Origin of the sequence: Jannaschia sp. M317 (genome assembly GCF_025141175.1) — a bacterium.
Taxonomy (GTDB): domain Bacteria; phylum Pseudomonadota; class Alphaproteobacteria; order Rhodobacterales; family Rhodobacteraceae; genus Jannaschia.
In genome coordinates, this window is sequence record NZ_CP081155.1 from 3412253 (window position 1) to 3432934 (window position 20682).

23 protein-coding genes are annotated in these 20682 nt (G+C 65.5%); 4 read left to right on the top strand and 19 right to left on the bottom strand.

Annotated elements, in window-relative coordinates; genetic code table 11:
* Nucleotides 1–43: 43 nt before the first annotated feature.
* The 12 genes from K3551_RS17440 to K3551_RS17495 form a co-directional block, all read right to left on the bottom strand.
* Entirely contained in the window at nt 44–367 is a 324-nt protein-coding gene (locus K3551_RS17440) for a hypothetical protein (RefSeq protein WP_259916221.1), read from the bottom strand.
* Between the two features lie 172 nt (nt 368–539).
* Nucleotides 540–1772, bottom strand: coding sequence for a tryptophan synthase subunit beta (gene trpB / locus K3551_RS17445; protein ID WP_259916223.1), 1233 nt, complete (start codon nt 1770–1772; stop codon nt 540–542).
* Between the two features lie 132 nt (nt 1773–1904).
* Nucleotides 1905–2564 carry a phosphoribosylanthranilate isomerase gene (locus tag K3551_RS17450; protein ID WP_409197390.1) on the bottom strand — a complete coding sequence of 220 codons (660 nt, stop codon included), beginning with the start codon at nt 2562–2564 and terminating at the stop codon, nt 1905–1907.
* Between the two features lie 4 nt (nt 2565–2568).
* On the bottom strand, nt 2569–2913 hold the full coding sequence (locus K3551_RS17455) for a LapA family protein (protein ID WP_259916229.1): 345 nt from the start codon (nt 2911–2913) through the stop codon (nt 2569–2571).
* A gap of 67 nt (nt 2914–2980) precedes the next feature.
* The gene (gene ihfB, locus K3551_RS17460) at nt 2981–3265 is read right to left on the bottom strand and encodes an integration host factor subunit beta (protein ID WP_259916231.1); all 285 of its coding nucleotides are present in this window, start codon (nt 3263–3265) and stop codon (nt 2981–2983) included.
* A gap of 288 nt (nt 3266–3553) precedes the next feature.
* Nucleotides 3554–5233, bottom strand: a complete 1680-nt coding sequence (gene rpsA / locus K3551_RS17465) for a 30S ribosomal protein S1 (RefSeq protein ID WP_259916233.1) — start codon at nt 5231–5233, stop codon at nt 3554–3556.
* 228 nt (nt 5234–5461) lie between these two features.
* Entirely contained in the window at nt 5462–6634 is a 1173-nt protein-coding gene (locus K3551_RS17470; RefSeq protein ID WP_259916235.1) for a CynX/NimT family MFS transporter, read from the bottom strand.
* Between the two features lie 133 nt (nt 6635–6767).
* Nucleotides 6768–7451 carry a dienelactone hydrolase family protein gene (locus K3551_RS17475; protein ID WP_259916243.1) on the bottom strand — a complete coding sequence of 228 codons (684 nt, stop codon included), beginning with the start codon at nt 7449–7451 and terminating at the stop codon, nt 6768–6770.
* Entirely contained in the window at nt 7444–8655 is a 1212-nt protein-coding gene (locus K3551_RS17480) for a DUF2130 domain-containing protein (protein ID WP_259916246.1), read from the bottom strand. Before K3551_RS17480 ends, K3551_RS17475 begins: the two co-directional genes overlap by 8 nt.
* Nucleotides 8656–8695: 40 nt before the next feature.
* Complete coding sequence (locus K3551_RS17485; protein WP_259916247.1) at nt 8696–9319, bottom strand: hypothetical protein; 624 nt, start codon at nt 9317–9319, stop codon at nt 8696–8698.
* Nucleotides 9320–9456: 137 nt separating this feature from the next.
* Nucleotides 9457–10074: a d(CMP) kinase gene (locus K3551_RS17490; protein WP_259916249.1), complete on the bottom strand. Its 618-nt coding sequence runs from the start codon at nt 10072–10074 to the stop codon at nt 9457–9459.
* Nucleotides 10071–10487 (bottom strand): GFA family protein, encoded by a 417-nt coding sequence (locus K3551_RS17495; RefSeq protein ID WP_259916251.1) that lies wholly within the window; start codon nt 10485–10487, stop codon nt 10071–10073. Before K3551_RS17495 ends, K3551_RS17490 begins: the two co-directional genes overlap by 4 nt.
* A gap of 324 nt (nt 10488–10811) precedes the next feature.
* Between K3551_RS17495 and K3551_RS17500 the strand changes: the two genes are divergently transcribed.
* Nucleotides 10812–11357 carry an AAA family ATPase gene (locus K3551_RS17500; RefSeq protein WP_259916253.1) on the top strand — a complete coding sequence of 182 codons (546 nt, stop codon included), beginning with the start codon at nt 10812–10814 and terminating at the stop codon, nt 11355–11357.
* Nucleotides 11358–11361: 4 nt separating this feature from the next.
* Here K3551_RS17500 and aroA read toward each other — a convergent pair whose 3' ends face one another.
* Nucleotides 11362–12708 carry a 3-phosphoshikimate 1-carboxyvinyltransferase gene (gene aroA / locus K3551_RS17505; protein ID WP_259916256.1) on the bottom strand — a complete coding sequence of 449 codons (1347 nt, stop codon included), beginning with the start codon at nt 12706–12708 and terminating at the stop codon, nt 11362–11364.
* A 123-nt stretch (nt 12709–12831) separates the two neighbouring features.
* On the opposite strand from aroA, the gene K3551_RS17510 reads away from it, so the two are divergent.
* Nucleotides 12832–13893, top strand: coding sequence for an MBL fold metallo-hydrolase (locus K3551_RS17510; protein WP_259916258.1), 1062 nt, complete (start codon nt 12832–12834; stop codon nt 13891–13893).
* Nucleotides 13894–13927: 34 nt separating this feature from the next.
* Here the strand turns inward: K3551_RS17510 and K3551_RS17515 are convergent, their stop codons facing one another.
* From K3551_RS17515 to K3551_RS17530, 4 genes are all read right to left on the bottom strand, one after another.
* Nucleotides 13928–14632, bottom strand: a complete 705-nt coding sequence (locus K3551_RS17515) for a tRNA (guanosine(46)-N(7))-methyltransferase TrmB (RefSeq protein WP_259916260.1) — start codon at nt 14630–14632, stop codon at nt 13928–13930.
* Between the two features lie 60 nt (nt 14633–14692).
* Nucleotides 14693–15772 (bottom strand): 5-(carboxyamino)imidazole ribonucleotide synthase, encoded by a 1080-nt coding sequence (locus K3551_RS17520; RefSeq protein ID WP_259916263.1) that lies wholly within the window; start codon nt 15770–15772, stop codon nt 14693–14695.
* Nucleotides 15773–16268: 496 nt separating this feature from the next.
* Nucleotides 16269–16766, bottom strand: a complete 498-nt coding sequence (gene purE, locus K3551_RS17525; RefSeq protein ID WP_259916265.1) for a 5-(carboxyamino)imidazole ribonucleotide mutase — start codon at nt 16764–16766, stop codon at nt 16269–16271.
* Nucleotides 16767–16773: 7 nt separating this feature from the next.
* Nucleotides 16774–16995, bottom strand: a complete 222-nt coding sequence (locus tag K3551_RS17530) for a YdcH family protein (RefSeq protein ID WP_259916267.1) — start codon at nt 16993–16995, stop codon at nt 16774–16776.
* Between the two features lie 172 nt (nt 16996–17167).
* Here K3551_RS17530 and K3551_RS17535 point away from each other — a divergent pair, with 172 nt between their 5' ends.
* Nucleotides 17168–17623 (top strand): Hsp20 family protein, encoded by a 456-nt coding sequence (locus K3551_RS17535; RefSeq protein WP_259916268.1) that lies wholly within the window; start codon nt 17168–17170, stop codon nt 17621–17623.
* The gene (locus K3551_RS17540; protein WP_259916270.1) at nt 17620–17850 is read left to right on the top strand and encodes a DUF1150 domain-containing protein; all 231 of its coding nucleotides are present in this window, start codon (nt 17620–17622) and stop codon (nt 17848–17850) included. Before K3551_RS17535 ends, K3551_RS17540 begins: the two co-directional genes overlap by 4 nt.
* Before the next feature lie 107 nt (nt 17851–17957).
* On the opposite strand, the gene K3551_RS17545 is transcribed toward K3551_RS17540, so the two are convergent.
* On the bottom strand, nt 17958–18317 hold the full coding sequence (locus K3551_RS17545) for a response regulator (protein WP_259916271.1): 360 nt from the start codon (nt 18315–18317) through the stop codon (nt 17958–17960).
* 246 nt (nt 18318–18563) lie between these two features.
* Nucleotides 18564–20639, bottom strand: a complete 2076-nt coding sequence (locus K3551_RS17550) for a bifunctional sulfate adenylyltransferase/adenylylsulfate kinase (protein ID WP_259916272.1) — start codon at nt 20637–20639, stop codon at nt 18564–18566.
* Nucleotides 20640–20682: the final 43 nt, after the last annotated feature.

A 20682-nucleotide genomic window follows, 5' to 3' on the forward strand; every position in this document is an offset into this window, starting at 1 on the left:
CGATTGTGCGCCCCCTGGTCTGGATCAGAGGGCCGCGCACCTGTCAGGAGGCGTCGTCGTCATCCTCGTCGTCGTCGCCATCATCCTCGTCTTCGTCCTCGCTGTCATCGTCGTCGTCATCGACCTCAACTTCCAGTGGGTCGTCTTCCGGGTCTTCATCGTCCTCCATGGCGGCCACTTCTGCCATCTGAAGCACGCCATCGCCGTCGGTATCGGCCCCCAGCAAGCGTGCGATGTCTTCTCCGGTGAAATGCGCGCGCAGCTCGGCGGTGCTCAGCACAGTGTCGCCGTTCGCGTCGACCTCGGCAAAGGGGACGCCGTCCGCCCAAAGCGCGGTCCCCGTCAGAAGCGCGGCGGACGTCAGCAACAGTTTCAGATTGGTCAGGTCGTGTCCTTTCCAATGGCCGGGGCGAGATGCCCCTGCTGAACGGAGATGGACACGGCCCCGCGCCATCAGCGAGGGGCCGGAGGTTTAGGACGGGTTACGCAGGGCGCGGCCCTGTCCCGCGTAAACCAAAGTTTATGCTGCCCGAAGGCACCTAGATGACGTCGCCCATGTCCCAGCCCAAGGCGCGGGCAACCGTGAAGATGTCCTTGTCGCCACGCCCGCACATATTCATGCAGATGATGTGGTCGGACGGCAGATCGGGCGCGATCTTGGTGACATGCGCCAAGGCATGCGACGGCTCCAACGCGGGAATGATTCCTTCCATCTCACAGCAGAGCTGAAACGCCTCCAGGGCTTCGACATCGGTGATGGACACGTATTCGGCGCGGCCGATGTCGTGCAGCCAGGAGTGTTCCGGCCCGATACCGGGATAGTCCAATCCGGCCGAGATCGAGTGCCCCTCCAGGATCTGCCCGTCGTCGTCTTGCAGCAGGTAGGTCCGGTTGCCGTGCAACACGCCCGGACGTCCCCCGGTCAGCGAAGCGCAGTGTTCCATCTTTTCGTTCACGCCCTTGCCGCCCGCCTCGACGCCGATGATCCGTACCTCCTTGTCGTCGAGAAACGGAAAGAACAGGCCCATGGCGTTGGATCCGCCACCGATGGCGGCAATGATCGTATCGGGCAGACGACCTTCGGCGGCCTGCATCTGTTCCTTGGCTTCCTTGCCGATGATGGCCTGAAAATCACGAACCATCGCCGGATAAGGATGCGGGCCGGCGACTGTGCCGATGCAATAGAAGGTATCCTCGACGTTGGTGACCCAGTCGCGCAACGCGTCGTTCATCGCGTCCTTCAGGGTGCCGCGCCCGCTCGTCACCGGGATGACCTCGGCGCCCAGCAGCTTCATGCGGAAGACGTTGGGGCTTTGACGTTCGACGTCGTGGGCCCCCATGTAGACCACGCACTTCAGGCCGAACTTGGCGCAGACAGTCGCCGTGGCGACGCCGTGCTGTCCCGCGCCCGTCTCGGCGATGATCCGTGTCTTGCCCATGCGGCGGGCCAGAATGATCTGGCCCAGCACGTTGTTGATCTTGTGCGCGCCGGTGTGGTTCAGCTCGTCCCGCTTGAGATAGATCTTGGCACCGCCCAGCTTTTCGGTCAGCCGTTCGGCATAGTAGAGCGGCGAGGGGCGGCCGACGTAGTTGGTCCACAGATCGTTCATCTCGGCCCAGAAGCTGTCGTCGGTCTTGGCGTGCTCGTACTGCGCCTCCAGCTCCAGGATCAGAGGCATCAGCGTCTCGGACACGAAGCGCCCGCCAAAGTCGCCGAAGCGGCCCTTTTCGTCCGGGCCGGTCATGAAGGAATTGAGCAGATCGTCTGGCATCGCGGCCTCCCGTGAGTATCGCTTGGGTTTAGGGCCGGGGCGCTGCGGGGGCAACCGCGGCATCGGTTTTCAGGCGGCGTTACGGACCCGCATCAGGCGGGGGGCGCCGCGTCGGTGACACTCTGTCGCGCGTCAGGCGACGGCGGCACAAAAGGCCCGGATCAGATCGGGATCCTTGACGCCTGGCGCGCTTTCGACGCCGGACGACAGGTCGACCTGCCGCGCGCCGGTCAGACGAATCGCCTCGGCCACGTTGTCGGGGGTCAGTCCCCCGGCCAGCATCCAGGGACGCGCCCATGTCCGCCCGGCAATCAGGGCATGATCAAAGGCCACCCCGTTGCCCCCCGGCAGCACCGCACCCTTGGGGGCTTTGGCGTCCAGCAGGATCTGATCGGCGACGGATTCGTAGTCCGCCACGCGGGCGATGTCGTTGGCGTCCTTGACGCCCAGGGCCTTCATGACCGGCAGCCCCGTACGGGCGCGCACCTCGGCCACGCGGGCGGGGGGTTCGGCGCCGTGCAGTTGGATCATGTCCAGCGGAACCTGCGACGTGATCGCATCCAACGCTGCGTCGTCAGGATTCACGACCAAGGCAACCTTGGCCAAGCCGACCGGTGCGGCCAGCGCCAGGTCCCGCGCCTGAGGCACGGTGACGTTGCGCGGCGATTTCGGATAGAACACGAGACCCATATAGGCGGCCCCGGCGTCAGCCACCGCCCGAACATCGCCCAGCGTGCGCAGGCCGCAGATCTTGACGCGGACGCCCCCGGTCCGCCGGGTCACCCGCAACATCGGATCAGCGCGGGGTGTCGAGCAGGGCCAGAACCTCGTCCGGTTCAGAGACGGCCTGTTGCTTGGCCAGCTCCTTCTCCAGACGCTCCTTCTGGGCGCGCTGGGTCCGGGCTTCGGCGCGGTGCTTGTGCTCGCGCAGCCATTCCCAGACGAACCCGATCAAAAGGCCCAGCGCGATGGCCAGGAAGATCACGACGAACAGCGGCAGGGTCACGCCCTGCCCGTACCCCAGCGACAGACCCAGATCTTCGGGCAGCAGGCGCAGGGTCACGACCGACCGATTGGCCAAGGCCAGGACGATCAGCACAAAGGCCAGCAGGCCAAGGAAGAGATAGCGAATAAAGCTCATGATCAGGAGTTAGCCCCGCACCCCGCCGCTGTCCAGTCGGCACATCGCGCCGACCGGACGGGGACGGTCATTCCTTGCCGTTCAGACGGTCGCGCAAAAGCTTGCCGGCCTTGAAGAACGGGACGTGTTTTTCTTCGACTTCGACGGCCTCTCCGGTGCGGGGGTTGCGCCCCACGCGGGCATCCCGCTGTTTCACGGAAAACGCCCCGAATCCCCGAAGCTCCACGCGGTCGCCCGCAGACAGGGCCTCCACGATTTCATCGAAGATCGTGTTCACGATCTTCTCCACGTCGCGCTGATAAAGGTGCGGATTATCTTCCGCGACCTTTTGTATCAGTTCGGAACGGATCATTGTTCCCCCCTCTCCTGCTTGTCGGACGCAAGTTAACGAAACCACTTTTGCAGGTTAGTCACGGGTATACCGCGTTTTTTTCAATTCGGAAATGGCTCTCCGAGCCGTGATTCGACGGAAACTGATCGAATTCAGGTCGTTTTTCGCCGGGATGGACACAATCGGCGCGCAAAGGGACCGTTCACGGACACGTGATTCTTTCCAATGCGGGGGCCGAACGGCAAAGGGCCCCACCGTTTCCGGAGGGGCCCCGCCAGCCGTCACCCAAAGGCGACCGCTTCAGATTTTTCAGTCGTCGCCCTTGAGCGCCGCACCGAGGATGTCGCCCAGCGAGGCACCCGAGTCGGAGGAGCCATACTGCTGCACGGCCTCTTTCTCTTCGGCGATCTCGCGCGCCTTGATCGACAGACCCAGACGACGCGACTTGCTGTCGACGTTCGTGACGCGAACGTCCAACTTGTCGCCAGCGCCGAAACGCTCGGGGCGCTGATCGGCACGGTCACGCGCCAGGTCGGAACGACGGATGAACGACTTCATGCCCTCGTACTCGACCTCGATGCCGCCATCTTCGATCTTGGTGACCTCGACAGTGATGATCGAGCCGCGCTTCACGCCGCCGATGGCCTCGGCATAGGGATCGCCGTCAGCCGCCTTGATGGACAGCGAGATACGCTCCTTGTCGGTGTCGACCTCGGACACGACCGCCTTGACGATGTCGCCCTTGCGGTAGTCGCCGATGACGTCTTCGCCACGGCCTTCCCAGGTCAGATCCGACAGGTGGACCATGCCGTCGATGTCGCCCGGCAGACCAACGAACAGACCGAACTCGGTGATGTTCTTGACCTCGCCCTCGACCTGCGTGCCCTCGGGGTGGGTCTCAGCGAAGACTTCCCACGGGTTGCGCATGGTCTGCTTGAGACCCAGCGAAACGCGACGCTTGGCGGTATCGATCTCCAGCACCATGACCTCGACCTCTTGCGAGGTGGACACGATCTTGCCCGGATGGACGTTCTTCTTCGTCCAGGACATTTCGGAGACGTGCACCAGACCTTCGACGCCAGGCTCCAGCTCCACGAACGCACCGTAGTCGGTGATGTTCGTGACGCGGCCCTGATGGACCGAATCCAGCGGGTACTTGGCGATCACGGTATCCCAAGGATCGTCCTGCAGCTGCTTCATGCCGAGGCTGATACGGTGGGTTTCCTTGTTGATCTTGATGACCTGGACCTTGACGGTCTCGCCGATCGACAGGATCTCGCGCGGGTCGTTGACGCGGCGCCAAGCCATGTCGGTGACGTGCAGCAGGCCGTCAACGCCACCCAGGTCGACGAAGGCGCCGTACTCGGTGATGTTCTTGACGACGCCGTCGACGGTCTGACCTTCGGCCAGGTTGCCGATGACTTCGGCACGCTGCTCGGCACGGCTTTCTTCGAGGATCGCACGACGCGAAACCACGATGTTGCCACGACGGCGATCCATTTTCAGGATCTGGAACGGCTGCTTGAGACCCATCAGGGGGCCGGCGTCACGCACGGGGCGGACGTCAACCTGCGAACCGGGCAGGAAGGCCACGGCACCGCCGAGGTCGACCGTGAAGCCACCCTTGACGCGACCGAAGATGGCGCCTTCGACGCGCTCTTCCTTGCCATAGGCTTCTTCCAGGCGATCCCAAGCGGCCTCACGGCGAGCCATCTCGCGCGAGATGACGGCTTCGCCACGGGAGTTTTCGACGTTGCGGAGGTAGACTTCGACCTCGTCGCCCACTTCGATCTCGGGGGCTTCGCCGGGGTTCGCGAATTCTTTGATGTCGACGCGGCCTTCCATCTTGTAGCCGACGTCGATGATGGCCTGGCCCGCCTCGATGGCGATGACCTTGCCTTTGACAACCGACCCTTCGGTGGGCGTGTCGATTTCGAGGCTTTCATTAAGGAGGGCCTCGAATTCCTCCATAGTCGCGTTCTGAGCCATGTGGCTTTAGGTTCCTATCTTTGGTTTTGACTGGCCGTGCGGTTGTCTCCGCCGGTCTTTGGGTTGGTCGGATGAAAGCACCGAAGATGCGGCCCTGGCCGCCCCTGAACTGCGCTTGTCAGATGACGCGCGTGGGTTAGGGGAAATGGGGCGGAACTGCAAGGAAAACCGCCCTGTCACCCGACCCGCGCCCGATACCGCGCCGCCAGGCCGGTCCCTGACCCCCGATCAGAGCGACACCGACGCGGGCAGCGTCCGGGCGATTCGCCTGAACATAAGCAGACAGATCATCGCCGCGATGGACATGCCCGTCCCCACCCAGATGGTCGCATCGACCGTCCCGCTCCAATCCGCAAGACCACCGGCCAGCGCGGGCACAGCCATCATCCAGGCATAGTAGACGGTGAAATAGCAGCCCATCGCAAACGCCCGCGCCTGCGCCGACAGCACCCCGGACGGCAAGCCCACGATCGGCCCCGCCGACAGACCGAACAGCGCACCGGCCACCGCGAACAGGATCGGCAAAGCGGCCGTCCCGCTGAACAGCGCCAGCGGCATCACAAGCGCGAAGCCCGCCAGACTGACCAGGATCACGCTGTCCCGTCGCCCACTGCGATCGGCCACAAAGCCACCCAGCGGAACAGCGATTGAAAACACGATCATGAACAGGCTCACCACCGACCCCGCCTCGACCAGGTCCATACCCCGTTCGGTCAAAAGCGCAGGCCCGAAGCTGAACACGATGGCCAGGGCGCTGTTGTAAAGCGCCCAGATCATCCCGGCGAGGAACAGCGCCGCGATCGGAAACCGGGCCACCCGAACATCGGTCGCGCCCTGTGCCGCCCCTTCGGGCACGCGGTAAACCAGAACAAACAACACGAAACCCACAAGGATCGTGCCGACCACAACCGCCCAGGCCATCCCCAATCCGCCAATCGCCGCCAGCCCCGGCAGGATCAGCAGCGCCAGCGCGATACCCACCGGCCAGGAGTTGATGAAGATCGCCATCGCGGTCGAGATTTCCCGACCCGCAAACCAGTCGACGACAAGCTTGGTCATCACGACGTTGGTCACAACGCCCCCAATGCCCGCCAGCACGCGCCCGGCGGTCAGCGACCAATCCCCCGGCCCCCAGGCAAGCAGGATCCCACCCAAGGCCATGGTCAGCAGACTGGCCGCCACGATCCTCTTGTCCCCGAACCGCGCGGCAAACGTCCCGCCGGGGATCGCGACGACGACACCCGGGGCCAGGTAAAGACCGATCAGAAGACCGATATCCACAAGGCTGAGCCCATAGGCCTCCTGCATGAGCGGGGACAGCGCCGCGATGGACTGGAATTGAAACGCCATCGTCGTGCGCGCGAAGAACAGGACGAACAGGATGGTCCAGCGGTTGATCATGAACGCCCCCGGTTTCGCCGCATTGGGCGCGCGACGCGACCGTTTGGCAAGCCTGAACTGTCCGGTGGCCAGACACCCACGGGTTGATCAGGCGCAGACGGCCGATTGCCCCCCAGGGATTGCGGCGACGCCGTTAAAGCAATTGTTCGGCCAGAAACGTCTCGACCGCCGCCTGCGTACGCCGCGCGGAGGCGGCGTGATAACCCATCCCCGGAACCTCGTTCCCTCGGGCAGGATTGGTAAAGGCGTGCCCCGTCTGGCCAAATGTCAGGGCATGCCAATCACTCGAATGCGCCTCCAGCTCCGCCACCAGGTCCACGAACTGCGCGGGTGTCGCCAAGGGGTCGTTCCAACCATGACACAGCAGGACCGGCGGCATCGGCAGCCCCCCGAAAGGCGGTGCGTCATAGACACCGTGCAACGACACCGCCGCATCCAGATGTCCGGCCCGCGCCAGGTCCAGCACGCCCTTGCCGCCCAGGCAGAAACCCATCGCCCCGACCTTCGCCGCCCACCCCTGCGCCTGGGCCAGCGCGGCCTCGGTCCGGCGCAGGAACAGATGCCGGTCGGCATTCAGCACGGCCATGGCCGCGCCCGCAGCGTCCATGTCCGACGTGGCCCAGCCGTCGCCATAATAGTCGACGCCCAGAACCTCATAGCCCAACGCGGCAAAGTGGTCGCATTGCGCCATTTCGAACTCGCGCAGCCCGGCAAAGGCCGGCAGCACCAGAAGCGCCGCGCCATTGGCCACCTCGGGTCGGGCGCGATAGCCCGACATGCGGTCCTCTCCGGCGAAATACTCGTGTCGTTCACCCATCGGTTCTCTCCTCCAGCATGTCAGGCTCCAGGGCACCGATTTCCGCCACGGCGGCTCCGGCGATGCCGCGGACGTCGCCATACATTCCCATCATCGCCCCCATGGCCTTTTCAAGCTGTTTCTCGCGGGCCGCCCATTGCGCGGTCATTTGCTTTCGCTCCTTCAAAAGGGCTTGCTGCATCGCCTCGAAGGGTTCGACAACCGCCTCCATCCGGGCGCGGAACTGGGGGCCTGTCAGGTAATCGTAAAGCATCTCGGTCTTGGTGGCCTGCCCTTCGCGCGCGCCCCGCGCCTCGGCCACGCGCAACATCCCCTCGCGCAGCGCATGGGCCAGCGCCACGGCATAGCGCGGGGCCACGACCCAGACGCCTTCGATCTGGGCAAAGGTCTCTGCTCCGTCCGGGCGGGCGTCCGACACCAGGACACAAAGATCGGCCTGTGCGCTGCGCATGTCTTCGCGCAGTTTGGGCAACCAGTCGCGGGACCAATTGGCGGTCCGCTTGCTTTCCCAAAGGATCGCGCCGCCGCCCGCCACGCGCAGCAGGCAATCGGCCCCGCGGATACCCTTGGGGACGGGTTCCAAGGCATCACCGGGAAACGCGCGGGCAAGCTGTTCCTCCAGCACGACTTCGGCTGCCTCGCCCTGGCGTTGCTGGCTGCCCTGTTCCAATTTGCGCTGCAGCATCTCGATCTGGCGCGTCAGCCCATCAAGCTTTTGATCCTTTTCGGCCAGCATCAGCTGGGCCTTCTGCTGTTCGGCGGCCAGCCGGTCGGCGGCCAGCGCCTCCGCCTCCTGTGCCAGTTTGGCACGCGCGGCGTCGGTGGCGGTCTGGACGCGGGTCTGGATGGTCAGTTCCAGCTCCCGCTCGCGATCCGCCAGGGCCTGGGTGCGCGCCAACGCCTCGGCCTGGGCCTTTTGCGCCTGGGCCAGCTTGGCCTCTCGGGCGGCATCGCGGGTGCGCAGCGCGGCCACCTCCGCCTCGCGGTCCTGGGCGGCCTGCTCGATCTCGGCCAGGCGGGTGGCCTGGGCGGTGCGGGCGGCCTGGGTGGCGGCGGCCTCGATGGCGGCCTTCTGCGCGGCCAAAGCTTCCTGCTGGCGGCGGGCGGCGTCGCGGCGGGTCTGGTCCAGCAACGGCCCGGCGAGCGATTCGGTCAGCGGAATTTCCGCGCGGCAGTCGGGACAGGTGATTTTGGGATCGGTCATGGGCCAGAGGGTGACCGACCCCCGCCCCGGCTTCAAGCGGTCAGATGTCCTGGCCCCGCTCCTGCAGGCGTTCCAGTAATTTCTGTTGCTCACCGGGGCTGTCCCCGCGCCCGAACTGACCCGCCCCCGAAGAATAGAGCGTCCCATAGCTGAGCGCGGTGTTGACGGTCTGACCAATGCCCGAAATCAGCTGCGCCTCCCGCAACGGAGACAACGGATGGATGAACACCGCCCAAACCCGTCCCTCGGCCACGGCATACCGGGCATCCAGGGCAGAATCGAAATTGGCCTGCATCATCCGCAGCAGATCGGCATCGCTCAGCCCCTCGGCGGAGCGGATCGGCACCATCGCCCGCATCCGATCGGCGCGCGGATCCGTGACCACCAACAGGGGCACATCCTCGACCGTCATGCGAAAGGATCCACCCGATTGCTGCAGTTCAGGGTCGAGCCGGACCAGAACCCCGGCCAGGCGCGACAGAGTCATGGTCGCGGCAGGCGGCGCGTCGGGGGCCAAGGGGGACGCATCCTGCGCCTCGACCGCCCAGGCAAGCAGCATCGATAGGGCCAGCGCCAGCAAGGACGTCATCAGCAAGCGGCGGGTCGTCCGGTACCGGCTCCGGAGGGTTCGGGACAGGATCGGGTCGGAGGGATCGGTGAACATCTTGGAACCTCGGCTGAGCATCTTGCATGCAGGCTATGACCCGCAACCGATCCGGGGAAACCACAAGGCCGTGAGGGGGGGTGCCGGACCCGGGCCGGGCAGCCAGATCCAGGCCATCCGCGCCGATCGCTGCTGCGTCAGGCCCCTGGCGTCTTTACCCGGGTGACCGCATCGATGGCCGCCGCGACCGCCTGCGCGATGGACATGGACGAGGTGTCCAGCACCGTCGCATCCGGGGCCGCCACCAGCGGCGCGTCGGCCCGGCCCATGTCGCGGGCATCGCGGGCCAGCACATCCTCCAACACGCTCTGCCGCGTCACATCGAGCCCTTTTTCCACCAGTTCCGCATATCGCCGCTCGGCCCGGATTTCCGGGGACGCGGTCACGTATAGCTTCACCTCTGCATCGGGGCAGATCACGGTGCAGATGTCGCGACCATCCAGAACGGCACCCTGCGGCAGACGGGCAAAGCTGCGCTGAAACTCAACCAGCGCTTCGCGGACCTCGGGCCGGGTTGCGATCCGGCTGGCGGCGGCGGCGGCGGCAGGGGTGCGCAGGTCGCTGCGCGCCAGGTCGTTGGGCGTCAGGGTGCGCGCCGCCGTCACGGCGTCTTCGCCGGCGTCGACCCGTGCCCCGACCGCGCGATAAAGCAGTCCGGTGTCCAGATGCTGCATCCCGAAATGGGCAGCGACGGCACGGCTGATCGTGCCCTTGCCCGCCGCCGCCGGGCCGTCGATTGCTACTGTGAAACTCATGCGATCACCTGTGTCGTCAGGGACGCATCCGCCCCTGGTTCCTGTCGTTCCTGCGCAGGCAGGTCATACCAGTCGCCCCGACCCTCGCAATAGATGTGACCCGCCAGTGCCAGACCGGTCGGCTGATCCAGCACACCGGCCATGATCGACAGGGCACTGCCCGGCCCGTCCCAGAACATGTTCGATCCGCAGACCCCGCAGAACCCGCGCCGGGCCGTCTCGCTGCTGCGGTACCAGGTCACCGGGCCATCGATGGCGACATGATCGACCGGGGCGGACGTGGCGGCCACGTAGTTTCCCGACAACCTGCGGCATTGTTCGCAGTGGCAGGCCACAACGGGCCGCAGCGGCCCGTCCACGGTAAAGGTCACAGCCCCGCACAGGCAGCCCCCCCGGTGCATCTTGTTCGTCATGGCGCGACCTCCCTTGCTGGCGACCGACCCCGATGGCGCGGCTCTGCCCGACCGGCGCCCTGGTGATCGCCCGTTGCTGCCTATCGGATATGTCCGTTCGGCGTCAGCCCGGCAATCCCGCCCAAAGCCCCGATATCCGAAAAGCCGACCCCTCCGGCTGGCCCCGGTTCAACAAAGAACCGCGGAGCCCGCCATGTGAACCGGGCCGATAACCCCGCAGGCATCTTTCGGGTCGGTTCGCCGTATCCACTGCATCTGTGTGCCAGGTGACGATTTCCCGCCGCGTCCACTTGACCCCCCCGCGCCAAGCGGCACTCTGCGCCCATGCGCCGCGTGATGATCATCGGACAGCCCGGATCGGGCAAATCAACCCTTGCCCGCGCGGTGGGCGAAATCGCACATCTGCCCGTCTACCATATGGATCACATCCACTGGCAACCGGGTTGGACCGAACGGCCAAAGGCGGAAAAGGCCGAGATCTGCGCGGACATCATCGCCCGCGACCGCTGGGTGTTCGAAGGCGGTTTTTCCGCAAATTGGTCCGACCGGTTGGACCGGGCCGACGCGGTGATCTGGCTCGACATGCCGCTGCCGCTCCGCCTGTGGCGGGTGTTCCGTCGCACGCTGCAATATAACGGGCGCACACGCCCGGACCTGCCCGAAAACTGTCCCGAGACGTTCAACGCGGACTTCTACCACTACATCTGGCGCACGCGCAGCACGGGGCGGGACAATTGCGCCCGGCTTTTCGCACAGGCACGTCCCGATCAGATGGCGCACCATTTCACCAATCCCAAGGCGGCGCGCGGCTACCTTCATGCCCTGCGCTACGCCGTGCGGCGCGGCAACCTGGGCGTGTCGCACCGCTAGGCGATCAGGCCTCGGGCGTGTCGAACACGGCGCCCAGCTGCCCCATCAAATCGCGAAAGATCGGAAAGGACGTGGCGATCGGCCCGGCATCGTCCACGGTGATCCCCTGCCTTGCAGCCATCCCGGCCACAAGGAAACTCATGGCGATCCGGTGGTCCAGATGGACCGCAACGGTCGCCCCGCCGGTCAGCCCGCCGGTGCCAAGTCCATCGACCTCCCACCAGTCTTCGCCATCGCGGACGGTCACGCCGCAGGCGCGCAGGCCCACGGCCATGGCGTCGATCCGGTCCGATTCCTTGACGCGCAATTCCTTGACGCCGCGCATGACGGTCGTCCCCTCGGCATGGGCGGCCACGACCGACAGGACCGGATATTCGTCGATCATCGAGGCCGCGCGCTCCGGCGGCACCTCGATCCCCTTCATATCGGGCGAGAACCGCGCCCGCAGATCGGCCACCGGCTCGCCCCCCTCCTCACGCGGGTTCTCGTAGGTCAGGTCCGCGCCCATGTCGCGCAGCGTCTCGAACAGACCGGCGCGGGTCGGGTTCAGCCCGATGTTCGGCACCAGCACGTCCGAGCCGGGCACGATCAGCGCCGCGCAGACCGGGAAGGCCGCCGAGGACGGGTCGCGCGGCACGACGATCACCTGCGGCGACAGCTCCGGCTGGCCGACCAGGGTGATGACACGCCCCTCCGTGGTTTCGGACACATCGACCTCGGCCCCGAATCCACGCAGCATGCGTTCACTGTGGTCGCGGGTGGCCTCGCGTTCGATAACCACCGTCTCGCCCGGTGCGTTCAACCCGGCCAGCAACACTGCCGACTTCACCTGCGCCGAGGGAACGGGCGTGGCGTAGCGGACCGGAACCGGATCCGCCGCCCCCACCAGCGTCATCGGCAAGCGCCCGCCAGAGCGGCCAAAGGCCTGCGCCCCGAACAACGCCAGCGGATCGGTTACCCGCGCCATGGGCCGCGACCGCAGGCTGGCATCGCCAGTATAGGTGACCGAGAATCCATGGGTCGCCGCCGCCCCCATCAACAACCGCACCCCGGTGCCCGAGTTGCCGCAATCGATCACGTCCTCCGGTTCCAGGAACCCGCCCACCCCGACGCCGTGCACGACCCAGGTGTCGCCCTCCTTGTGAACCGAAGCCCCGAAGGCCTGCATCGCGCGGCCGGTATCCAGCACGTCCTGCCCCTCCAGCAGGCCGGTCACCCGCGTCTCGCCCACGGCCATGGCCCCCAGGATCAGCGAGCGGTGGCTGATCGACTTGTCCCCCGGCACATGGGCTTCGCCTTGCAGGGGCCCCGCGGCGCGGGCGGTCAGGGGGGTGGCGGGTCCGTGGCTCATGGCGGTCTCCTTCGGGTCGGCGACGGGATAGCGGCAGGCTCCGGGCAGGTCCATGCCCCTTCCTTGTTTCCAAAATATGCATCCGCCCTGTCCGCCGGGTGGATACGGCCCTATCTGTCTTCGATGAAACGTCGCACCTTCCTCTCCGCCGCCGGTCTGACCAGTGTCCTGGGTGCCGCCGCCTGTGCCGTCCAGCGCAGCGGCCCGACCAATCCCTATTACGCGGGGCCCATCAGCGATCATTTTGACGGGACACGGTTTTTCAACCCCGAAGGCTCGGAGCCGAGGGGGTTCGGCGACCTGCTGAAATGGCAGTTGGGCGGCGACAAGGCCGATTGGCCCGACAGCGTCGGCATCACGCAGGACACCCCGCCCGAGCGGGTGAACGACCTGCGTGTGACCATGATCGGCCATGCCACCGTGCTGATTCAGGTGGCGGGGATAAACCTGCTGACCGATCCGGTCTGGTCGCAACGCGCCAGTCCCCTTTCCTTCGCCGGCCCCGCCCGGGTGACGCCCCCCGGCGTGGCCTTTGACAGGCTTCCGCCGATCGATGCGGTGCTGCTGAGCCACAACCACTACGATCACCTCGACATGGCTACCCTGCGCCGCTTGCACGACCGCTTCGGGATGCCGGTGTTGACGCCGCTCGGCAATGACACGCTCCTGCGGGACGAGATCGAGGGCATCGACGCCCGCGCCGCGGATTGGAACGAAACACTTACAATTTCGGGGCTTACTGTACGACTTTTACCCTGCCATCACTGGTCGGCGCGCGGCACGCGGGACCGGTCGATGGCGCTGTGGGCCAGTTTCGTGTTGGAAACGCGGGCAGGCAAGATCCTGCACATCGGCGATACCGGCTATGACCAGGGGCGCCCCTATGACGTCGCGAAACCGCATGGTCCCTACCGCCTGGCGATCCTGCCGATCGGTGCCTACGCACCGCGCTGGTTCATGCGCGACCAGCATCAAAACCCGGAAGAGGCGGTGGCAGGGCTGCTGGCCTGCGGGGCCGGACGCGCGTTGGCGCATCACTGGGGAACGTTCCAGCTGACCAACGAAGCACGGGACGAGCCTCCGACCAAGCTGTTGGAAGCCTTGGACAAAGCGGGGTTGGATACCGACCGGTTCCAGATCTTGCCGCCGGGGCAAAGTTGGGACGTTCCGCCTTTGGCGAGCTAAAATCCTGACATCAGGATTTTAGGCAAACTCTTATCTAAGAGTTTGCCCCCGCCCCGTTGCGATGGAACGTCAGGTAATGCGGACGCCGATCTTCGCGGATCGCCTTTGCCTCGTAACGCGTGCGGGTCCAATCGGACCAAGGTGTTGAAAAATCTTCGCTTTGCAACGTGAAACCGGCCCCCGGCACCTCTTCCAGCGTCTGGCGGACGTAATCGGGAATATCGGTTGCCACGCGGAATTCCGCCCCTGGTTTCAGGACCTTGGCCAAGGGTTCAAGGTGTTCGGGTGTCACGAAACGGCGGCGGTGGTGGCGGGCCTTGGGCCAGGGGTCCGGATAGAGCAGAAAAGCCTTGGAAACAGAGGCTTCCGGCAGGACATCAAACAGGTCGCGGACGTCGCCCGGATGGATGCGAACATTTTCCACCCCGGATTTTCTGAGCTTTCCCAATAACATGGCGACGCCGTTGATGTAGGGTTCTGCGCCGATGATGCCAACCTGCGGGTTCAGCCCGGCCTGGTGGATCATATGCTCGCCCCCGCCGAAGCCGATCTCCAGCCAGACATCGCGATCCCCAAAAAGAAATTGCAGATCAATATCTTCGCGGGTCGGATTCGCCTCCCAATCGACGGCACCGGGCGACAGCGCGGCGAGGTCCTGATCGAGGTAACCTTCCTGCGAGGCCTTCAGGTGCTTGCCCTTGCGGCGGCCATAGAAATTTCGGTGCGGGCGGTCGGTCATAAAGGGAATCTTCACGTTTTGGGGGAAAACTGGAGGCTGTCTTTCACAATTCGGGGGAAATTACAGCGAACGGACGATCCTGTTCACGTGACCCATCTTGCGCCCGGCGCGGACCTCCGCCTTGCCATAGAGGTGGACCTGTGTGTCCGGCGCGGCCAGCAGATCCGGCAGGCGATCCATGTCGTCACCGATCAGGTTTTCCATGACCACGTCCGCGTGCCGTTGCCCATCGCCCAGCGGCAGGCCCGCGACGGCGCGAATGTGCTGCTCGAACTGATCCACCGCGCAGCCCGCCTGGGTCCAGTGGCCGGAGTTGTGGACGCGCGGCGCGATTTCATTGACGACAAGACCAGAGGAGGTGACGAACAGTTCCACGCCCAGAACGCCGACGTAGTCGAGCGCGTTGAGGATGCGTCCAGCCAACAGGGCCGCGTCCGTGCGCAGCGCGGCGGGCAATGTTGCGGGCACGGTGGTGGTGCGCAGGATGCCGCCCTCGTGGACGTTCTGGCCGGGGTCGAAGCAGACGACTTCGCCGGTGACACCGCGGGCCGCGATGACCGAGACCTCGGCGGAGAAGTCCACCAAACCTTCGAGGATCGCGTCGGCACCTGCCATGGACGTAAAGGCCTCGGCGGCGCTGGCGGCATCGTCGATGCGGACCTGGCCCTTGCCATCATAGCCCAGGCGCCGCGTCTTGAGAATCGCGGGCGTGCCCAGATCGGTCAGGGCCGCGACCAGCGCACCCGCATCGGGCACATCGCGGAACGGGGCCACGCGAAGGCCGAGGGTTTCGAGGAAGGTCTTTTCGGTCAGCCGATCCTGGCTGACGCGCAGCGCCTCGCGCCCGGGACGGATCGGGCGCGTCGCTTCCAGCAGGTCCAGGGCCGCGGCGGGGACGTTCTCGAACTCGTAGGTGATGACATCGACGGCACTTGCAAAGGCGGCGAGCGCCCGACCGTCGCTGTAGTCGGCCTGCGTCCAGGTGTTGGCGACCTGGGCGGCGGGGCTGTCGCCCGGCTCGAATATGTGGGTGCGATAGCCCAGCCGAGAGGCGGCCACGGCAAGCATGCGGCCAAGCTGACCGCCACCGAGGATGCCGATGGTCGCGCCGGGGGCGAGGGCTGTGGAGGTATCGGTCATGGGTTGGCCTCTGGGGTCGGGTGCGGGCGGACGAATTGCGCGGCCGGGGTGTGAAAGGTCACGGCGGCAGGTTGGAAAACCGCGCACCCTGAGGCCTGCGGACGGGCTTGCTGCCCCCTGTCGGTGCGCCCTGTGGGTCGGGGCAGAATTGGTTTCACCGCAGGGGCCGTTGCAGAACAGCGCGCGACCCGGACGGGCCAGGCGCAGAGACGGACCGCTGCCATCGCCGGGCGGGTGCACACCGCCGCAGGGGCGGCGACCCGGTGGCTGCGCAGCAGGTGTTCGGCGCACTCCGCGGAGCCAGACTTCGTCGCGGCGCGGACCCCGGTCATCGCAGAGCCCCCTGTGTTTCTGGCTGCGAGGCCAGCGGTCAATCCGGGACGGCACGGGACGGAGGGTCGGATGTGGGGCATCGGGAAGCTCCGAAAAGCGGGCAGTGAGAAGGCCCCTTGGGCATCGGCGTCGCAATAGCGGTGCGGGTCCGGGGGCGGAAGGCCTATTCCGGGGTTTCCGGGATGGACGCGGCCAGATCGGCCCGCCACTTGTCGAGGCGCGCGGCAAGGCCCGGATCGGCGGTGGCCAGAATGCCCGCGGCCATGAGGCCCGCATTGGCGGCCCCTGCGGCCCCGATGGCCATGGTCGCCACGGGAAACCCGCGCGGCATCTGGACGATGGAATAGAGGCTGTCGACCCCCGACAGGGCCTTGGTCTGCACCGGCACGCCGATCACCGGCACGCGGGTCTTGGACGCCATCATGCCCGGCAGATGCGCGGCCCCACCGGCCCCTGCGATAATCGCCCTGAGCCCCCGGTCGGCGGCGGTCTTGCCGTAGTCCCACAACCGGTCGGGCGTGCGGTGCGCCGAGACGATGCGCGTCTCGTAGGCGACGCCCAGTTCGTCCAGAATACGCGCCGCTTCCTGCATGGTGGGCCAGTCGGAGGTGGATCCCATGATGATGCCGACGGGCGGCCCGGTCAGTGTCTCGTCAGTCATGTCGGCCTCAGGCGATGATGTCGGGGGTCAGCTCATCCTCGATCCGGGCGATCCGGTCCTTGAGAGCGAGTTTCTGGCGCTTGAGGCGACGCACGGCGAGCATGTCGGCGGCGCGGCTGTCCTCATAGGCACGAATGGCGGCATCGAGGTCGCGGTGGTCCTGCCGCAACACTTCGAGGCGCACGCGCAGCACCTCTTCGTGGGTCATTTCTTGCGGGCTTGCGGACATGGTCGGACCTCGGGGCGCTTCGCCCCTCCCCTAGCAGGCCCGGCGCGGCATTTCAAAGGGCGGGGCGTGCCCCCTTGCAGTGGGCGGCCCGGATGCCCAGATTGATGACGAACGCCCCGATGCCGATGGCGGGTCGGGGACGATCGGATCGCTTGTCTATGAGGACCCGACCATGAGCAAACTCGGCTTCGGCACCCATCCCTTCCTGCTTGGCTTTGACGAGCTTGAACGCTTGGTGGAGCGTACCGCGCGCACCGGAAACGAAGGCTATCCCCCCTACAACATAGAACAAACCGGCGAGAGCGGGTTTCGCATCACGCTGGCCGTCGCGGGTTTTGGCGAGGAAGATCTGTCGATCACGCTGGAGGATCAGCAGTTGATCGTGCGCGGCAAATCGCGCGACGACAGCGCCCGCGTTTATCTGCACCGGGGCATCGCGGCCCGGCAATTCCAGCGGTCTTTCGTCCTGGCGGAAGGCGTGGAAGTTGCCGGAGCGTCGATGGAAAACGGATTGCTGCATGTGGATTTGAACCGATCAGCCCCCGAAAACGTTGTTCAGACGATCCGGATCAACTCCGGGCACACGGCCGCCAATGGCGCACCCACCTTGAAAGGACCGAAATCATGACGATCCACGCTGATATCGAAGCCATCGGGGGCGCGCTTGTCTATGTGCGCAAGGTCGAGTTGGAAAGCTTGCCGGACGCCGTCCAGGAAGAGGCCCGCAACGGCGGGCTGGACGAGGTCTATGCCGTGCACCGCGCCGATGGCGAGCAGGTGGCCCTTGTCGGGGACAGGTCCATGGCCTTTTCGCTGGCGTTGCAGAACGACATGACCCCCGTCAGCGTCCACTGACGACAGCGCAGGTTTCTGGCCGCGCCCCGATCGGGGCGCGCCGCATCCATGACAAAAGCCACGCCGAAAGGCGTGGCTTTTTGATGTGCGACCGGGGTGGGACGTGATCAGCGGTGCGTCGCAGCCCGCAGCGCGCTGACGATGCTGTCTTCGCCAGCAGGTTTGACCAGCACGGGCACGTCGCCATAGCGATCGGTCAGGGTCTTTGTGTCGTAGCGACCCGTGTGAAAAACGAACGGCAGGTTCATTTCTCTGAGGCGGTCAGCCACGGGAAAAACGGGTTTGCCGCGCAGATCGACGTCTAGAATGGCGGCGTCGATGTCCTTGGCACCCAAGGCGGCGACCGCTTCTTCGACGGTGCAGCAAAGGCCAGAAACCTCCGCACCGCAGTCTTCGAGCATCATCGACAGATCAAGCGCCACCAGCGCCTCGTCTTCGACGATCAAGATGTTCAGGTCGTCCAGCATCTTAGTCTTTCCGGCACAACTGCGTGCCTTGTATCAAGTCTGCGCTTGGGTCCCGCCTCCGCTTGGGGTCCATCCATACGCGGTTGGGCCACACCTTGCGCGGCCCGGTTCAACCAGTCAACGCAGCGAAACCGCGACGGGTTCCATTTCATCGCCCAAGAATCATAGTGCTTGGACGCTCGACGTCAAAACGAAGAAGAAGGGGCGGCCCCGCGACGGGGCCACCCTGGTGTCGTGTCGCGGGGATCAGCCTGCGATCAGCCCCATTGCTTCCAGCTTCAGCAGGACCTGCTGGGCGCAGTTGTCGACCTCGGAACCCTCGGTATCAACGACCAGCTCGGCGTTGGTCGGCGCCTCGTAGGGGTCGGAAATGCCGGTGAACTCGGGGATTTTGCCCTCGCGCGCCAGCTTGTACAGACCCTTGCGGTCACGACGTTCGCATTCCTCCAGCGAGGTGGCCACGTGGACCTCGACGAAGGCACCATAGGCTTCGATCGTCTCGCGGACCGACCGACGGGTCGCGGTATAGGGCGCGATGGGCGCACAGATCGCGATGCCGCCGTTCTTGGTGATCTCGGAGGCGACATAGCCGATGCGCTTGATGTTGATGTCGCGATGTTCCTTGGAGAAGGTCAGCTCGGACGACAGATGCTTGCGCACCACATCGCCGTCGAGCAGCGTCACCGGGCGGCCGCCCATTTCCATCAGCTTGACCATGATCGCGTTGGCGATGGTCGACTTGCCGGACCCGCTGAGGCCGGTGAAGAACACCGTGAAGCCCTGCGCGGAACGCGGCGGCGACGTGCGGCGCAACTCCTTGACCACCTCGGGGAAGGAGAACCACTCGGGAATTTCCAGGCCCTCGCGCAGGCGGCGACGCAATTCCGTGCCCGAGATGTTCAGGATGGTGACGTTCTCACGATCCGCGATCTCGTCGTTGGGCTCGTACTGGGCGCGTTCCTGCACATAGACCATGTGCTTGAAGTCGACCATTTCGCAGCCGATTTCCGACTGGTGCGCGCGATACAGATCCTGCGCGTCGTAGGGCCCGTAGAAATCTTCGCCCTTGCTGTTGGAGCCGGGGCCGGCGTGGTCGCGACCGACGATGAAGTGGGTGCAGCCGTGGTTGGCGCGGATCAGGCCGTGCCAAACCGCCTCGCGCGGGCCGGCCATGCGCATCGCCAGGTTCAGCAGCGACATCGTGGTGGTCGACGGCTGATACTTGTCCAGCACCGCCTCATAGCAACGCACGCGGGTGAAGTGGTCGACGTCGCCCGGCTTGGTCATGCCAACGATCGGGTGGATCAAAAGGTTGGCCTGCGCTTCGCGCGCGGCGCGGAAGGTCAGCTCCTGATGGGCGCGGTGCAGCGGGTTGCGGGTCTGGAACGCAACGACGCGGCGCCAGCCCATCTTGCGGAAATAGGCCCGCAATTCGTTGGGCGTATCGCGGCGGGCACGGAAATCGTAGTGCACCGGCTGCTGGATGCCGGTGATGGCCCCGCCCAGATAGATATCGCCCGCGGTGTTGTGCAGGTAATTGACCGCCGGGTGCGCCAGGTCGTCGGCGCCGAACACCATCTCGGCCTCGCGGGCCTTGTTGGGCGTGTATTTGGAGGTCACCGACAGGATGGCGAGGATCACGCCTTCCTGGTCGCGCAGGGCGATGTCCTGGCCTTCTTCGACGGTGCCCGCGAACTTTTCGTTCACGTCCAGGGTGATCGGCATCGGCCACAGCTGGCCATCGGCCAGGCGCATGTTCTCGACGACACCCTCATAGTCTTCCTTGCCCAGGAAACCCTTGAGCGGGTTGAAGCCACCGTTCATCAACAGTTCCAGATCGCATATCTGGCGCGGCGTCAGGTCCCAGCTGATCAGCTCGGCCGCTTCCATCTTCAGCTTCTGCGCACTGTCGTGGCTGACATAGAGTTCGGGGATGGGAGAAAGGTTGCTGTCCATCAATCTGGTCCTGATCTTCAAAGGAGAAAGTCCGGCGCTCGTGCCGGTCAGCTCCGCGTGGAGCGCATCGTATTCCGCGAATTTGCGCGCGAGGAAGGCGTCGGTGAGTCGGTTCTTTTCCGACGCGCCGCGCGGGGTGAGAACATAGGCGAAGCGTTGGCGCCGGTCGGGCCCCTTGCGGTCGCTGACCTTGATAAGCCCGGCCTCTGCGGCGGTGCGCAGCTGCGTGTTGATCCGACCAAGCGAAACCCCCAGCGCAGTCGCGATCGCGCGCTGCGTTGCCTCTGGCGCTAGGTCGATCTGGCGCAGCAGGCGGAAGAGGGCGTCGTCCTCTTCGAAGGTGGGTTTGGCGGGCGCGGAGAGCATCGCGGGCGACTCAATGTTTGTTCACGGGTGAACGCTTAGGAAG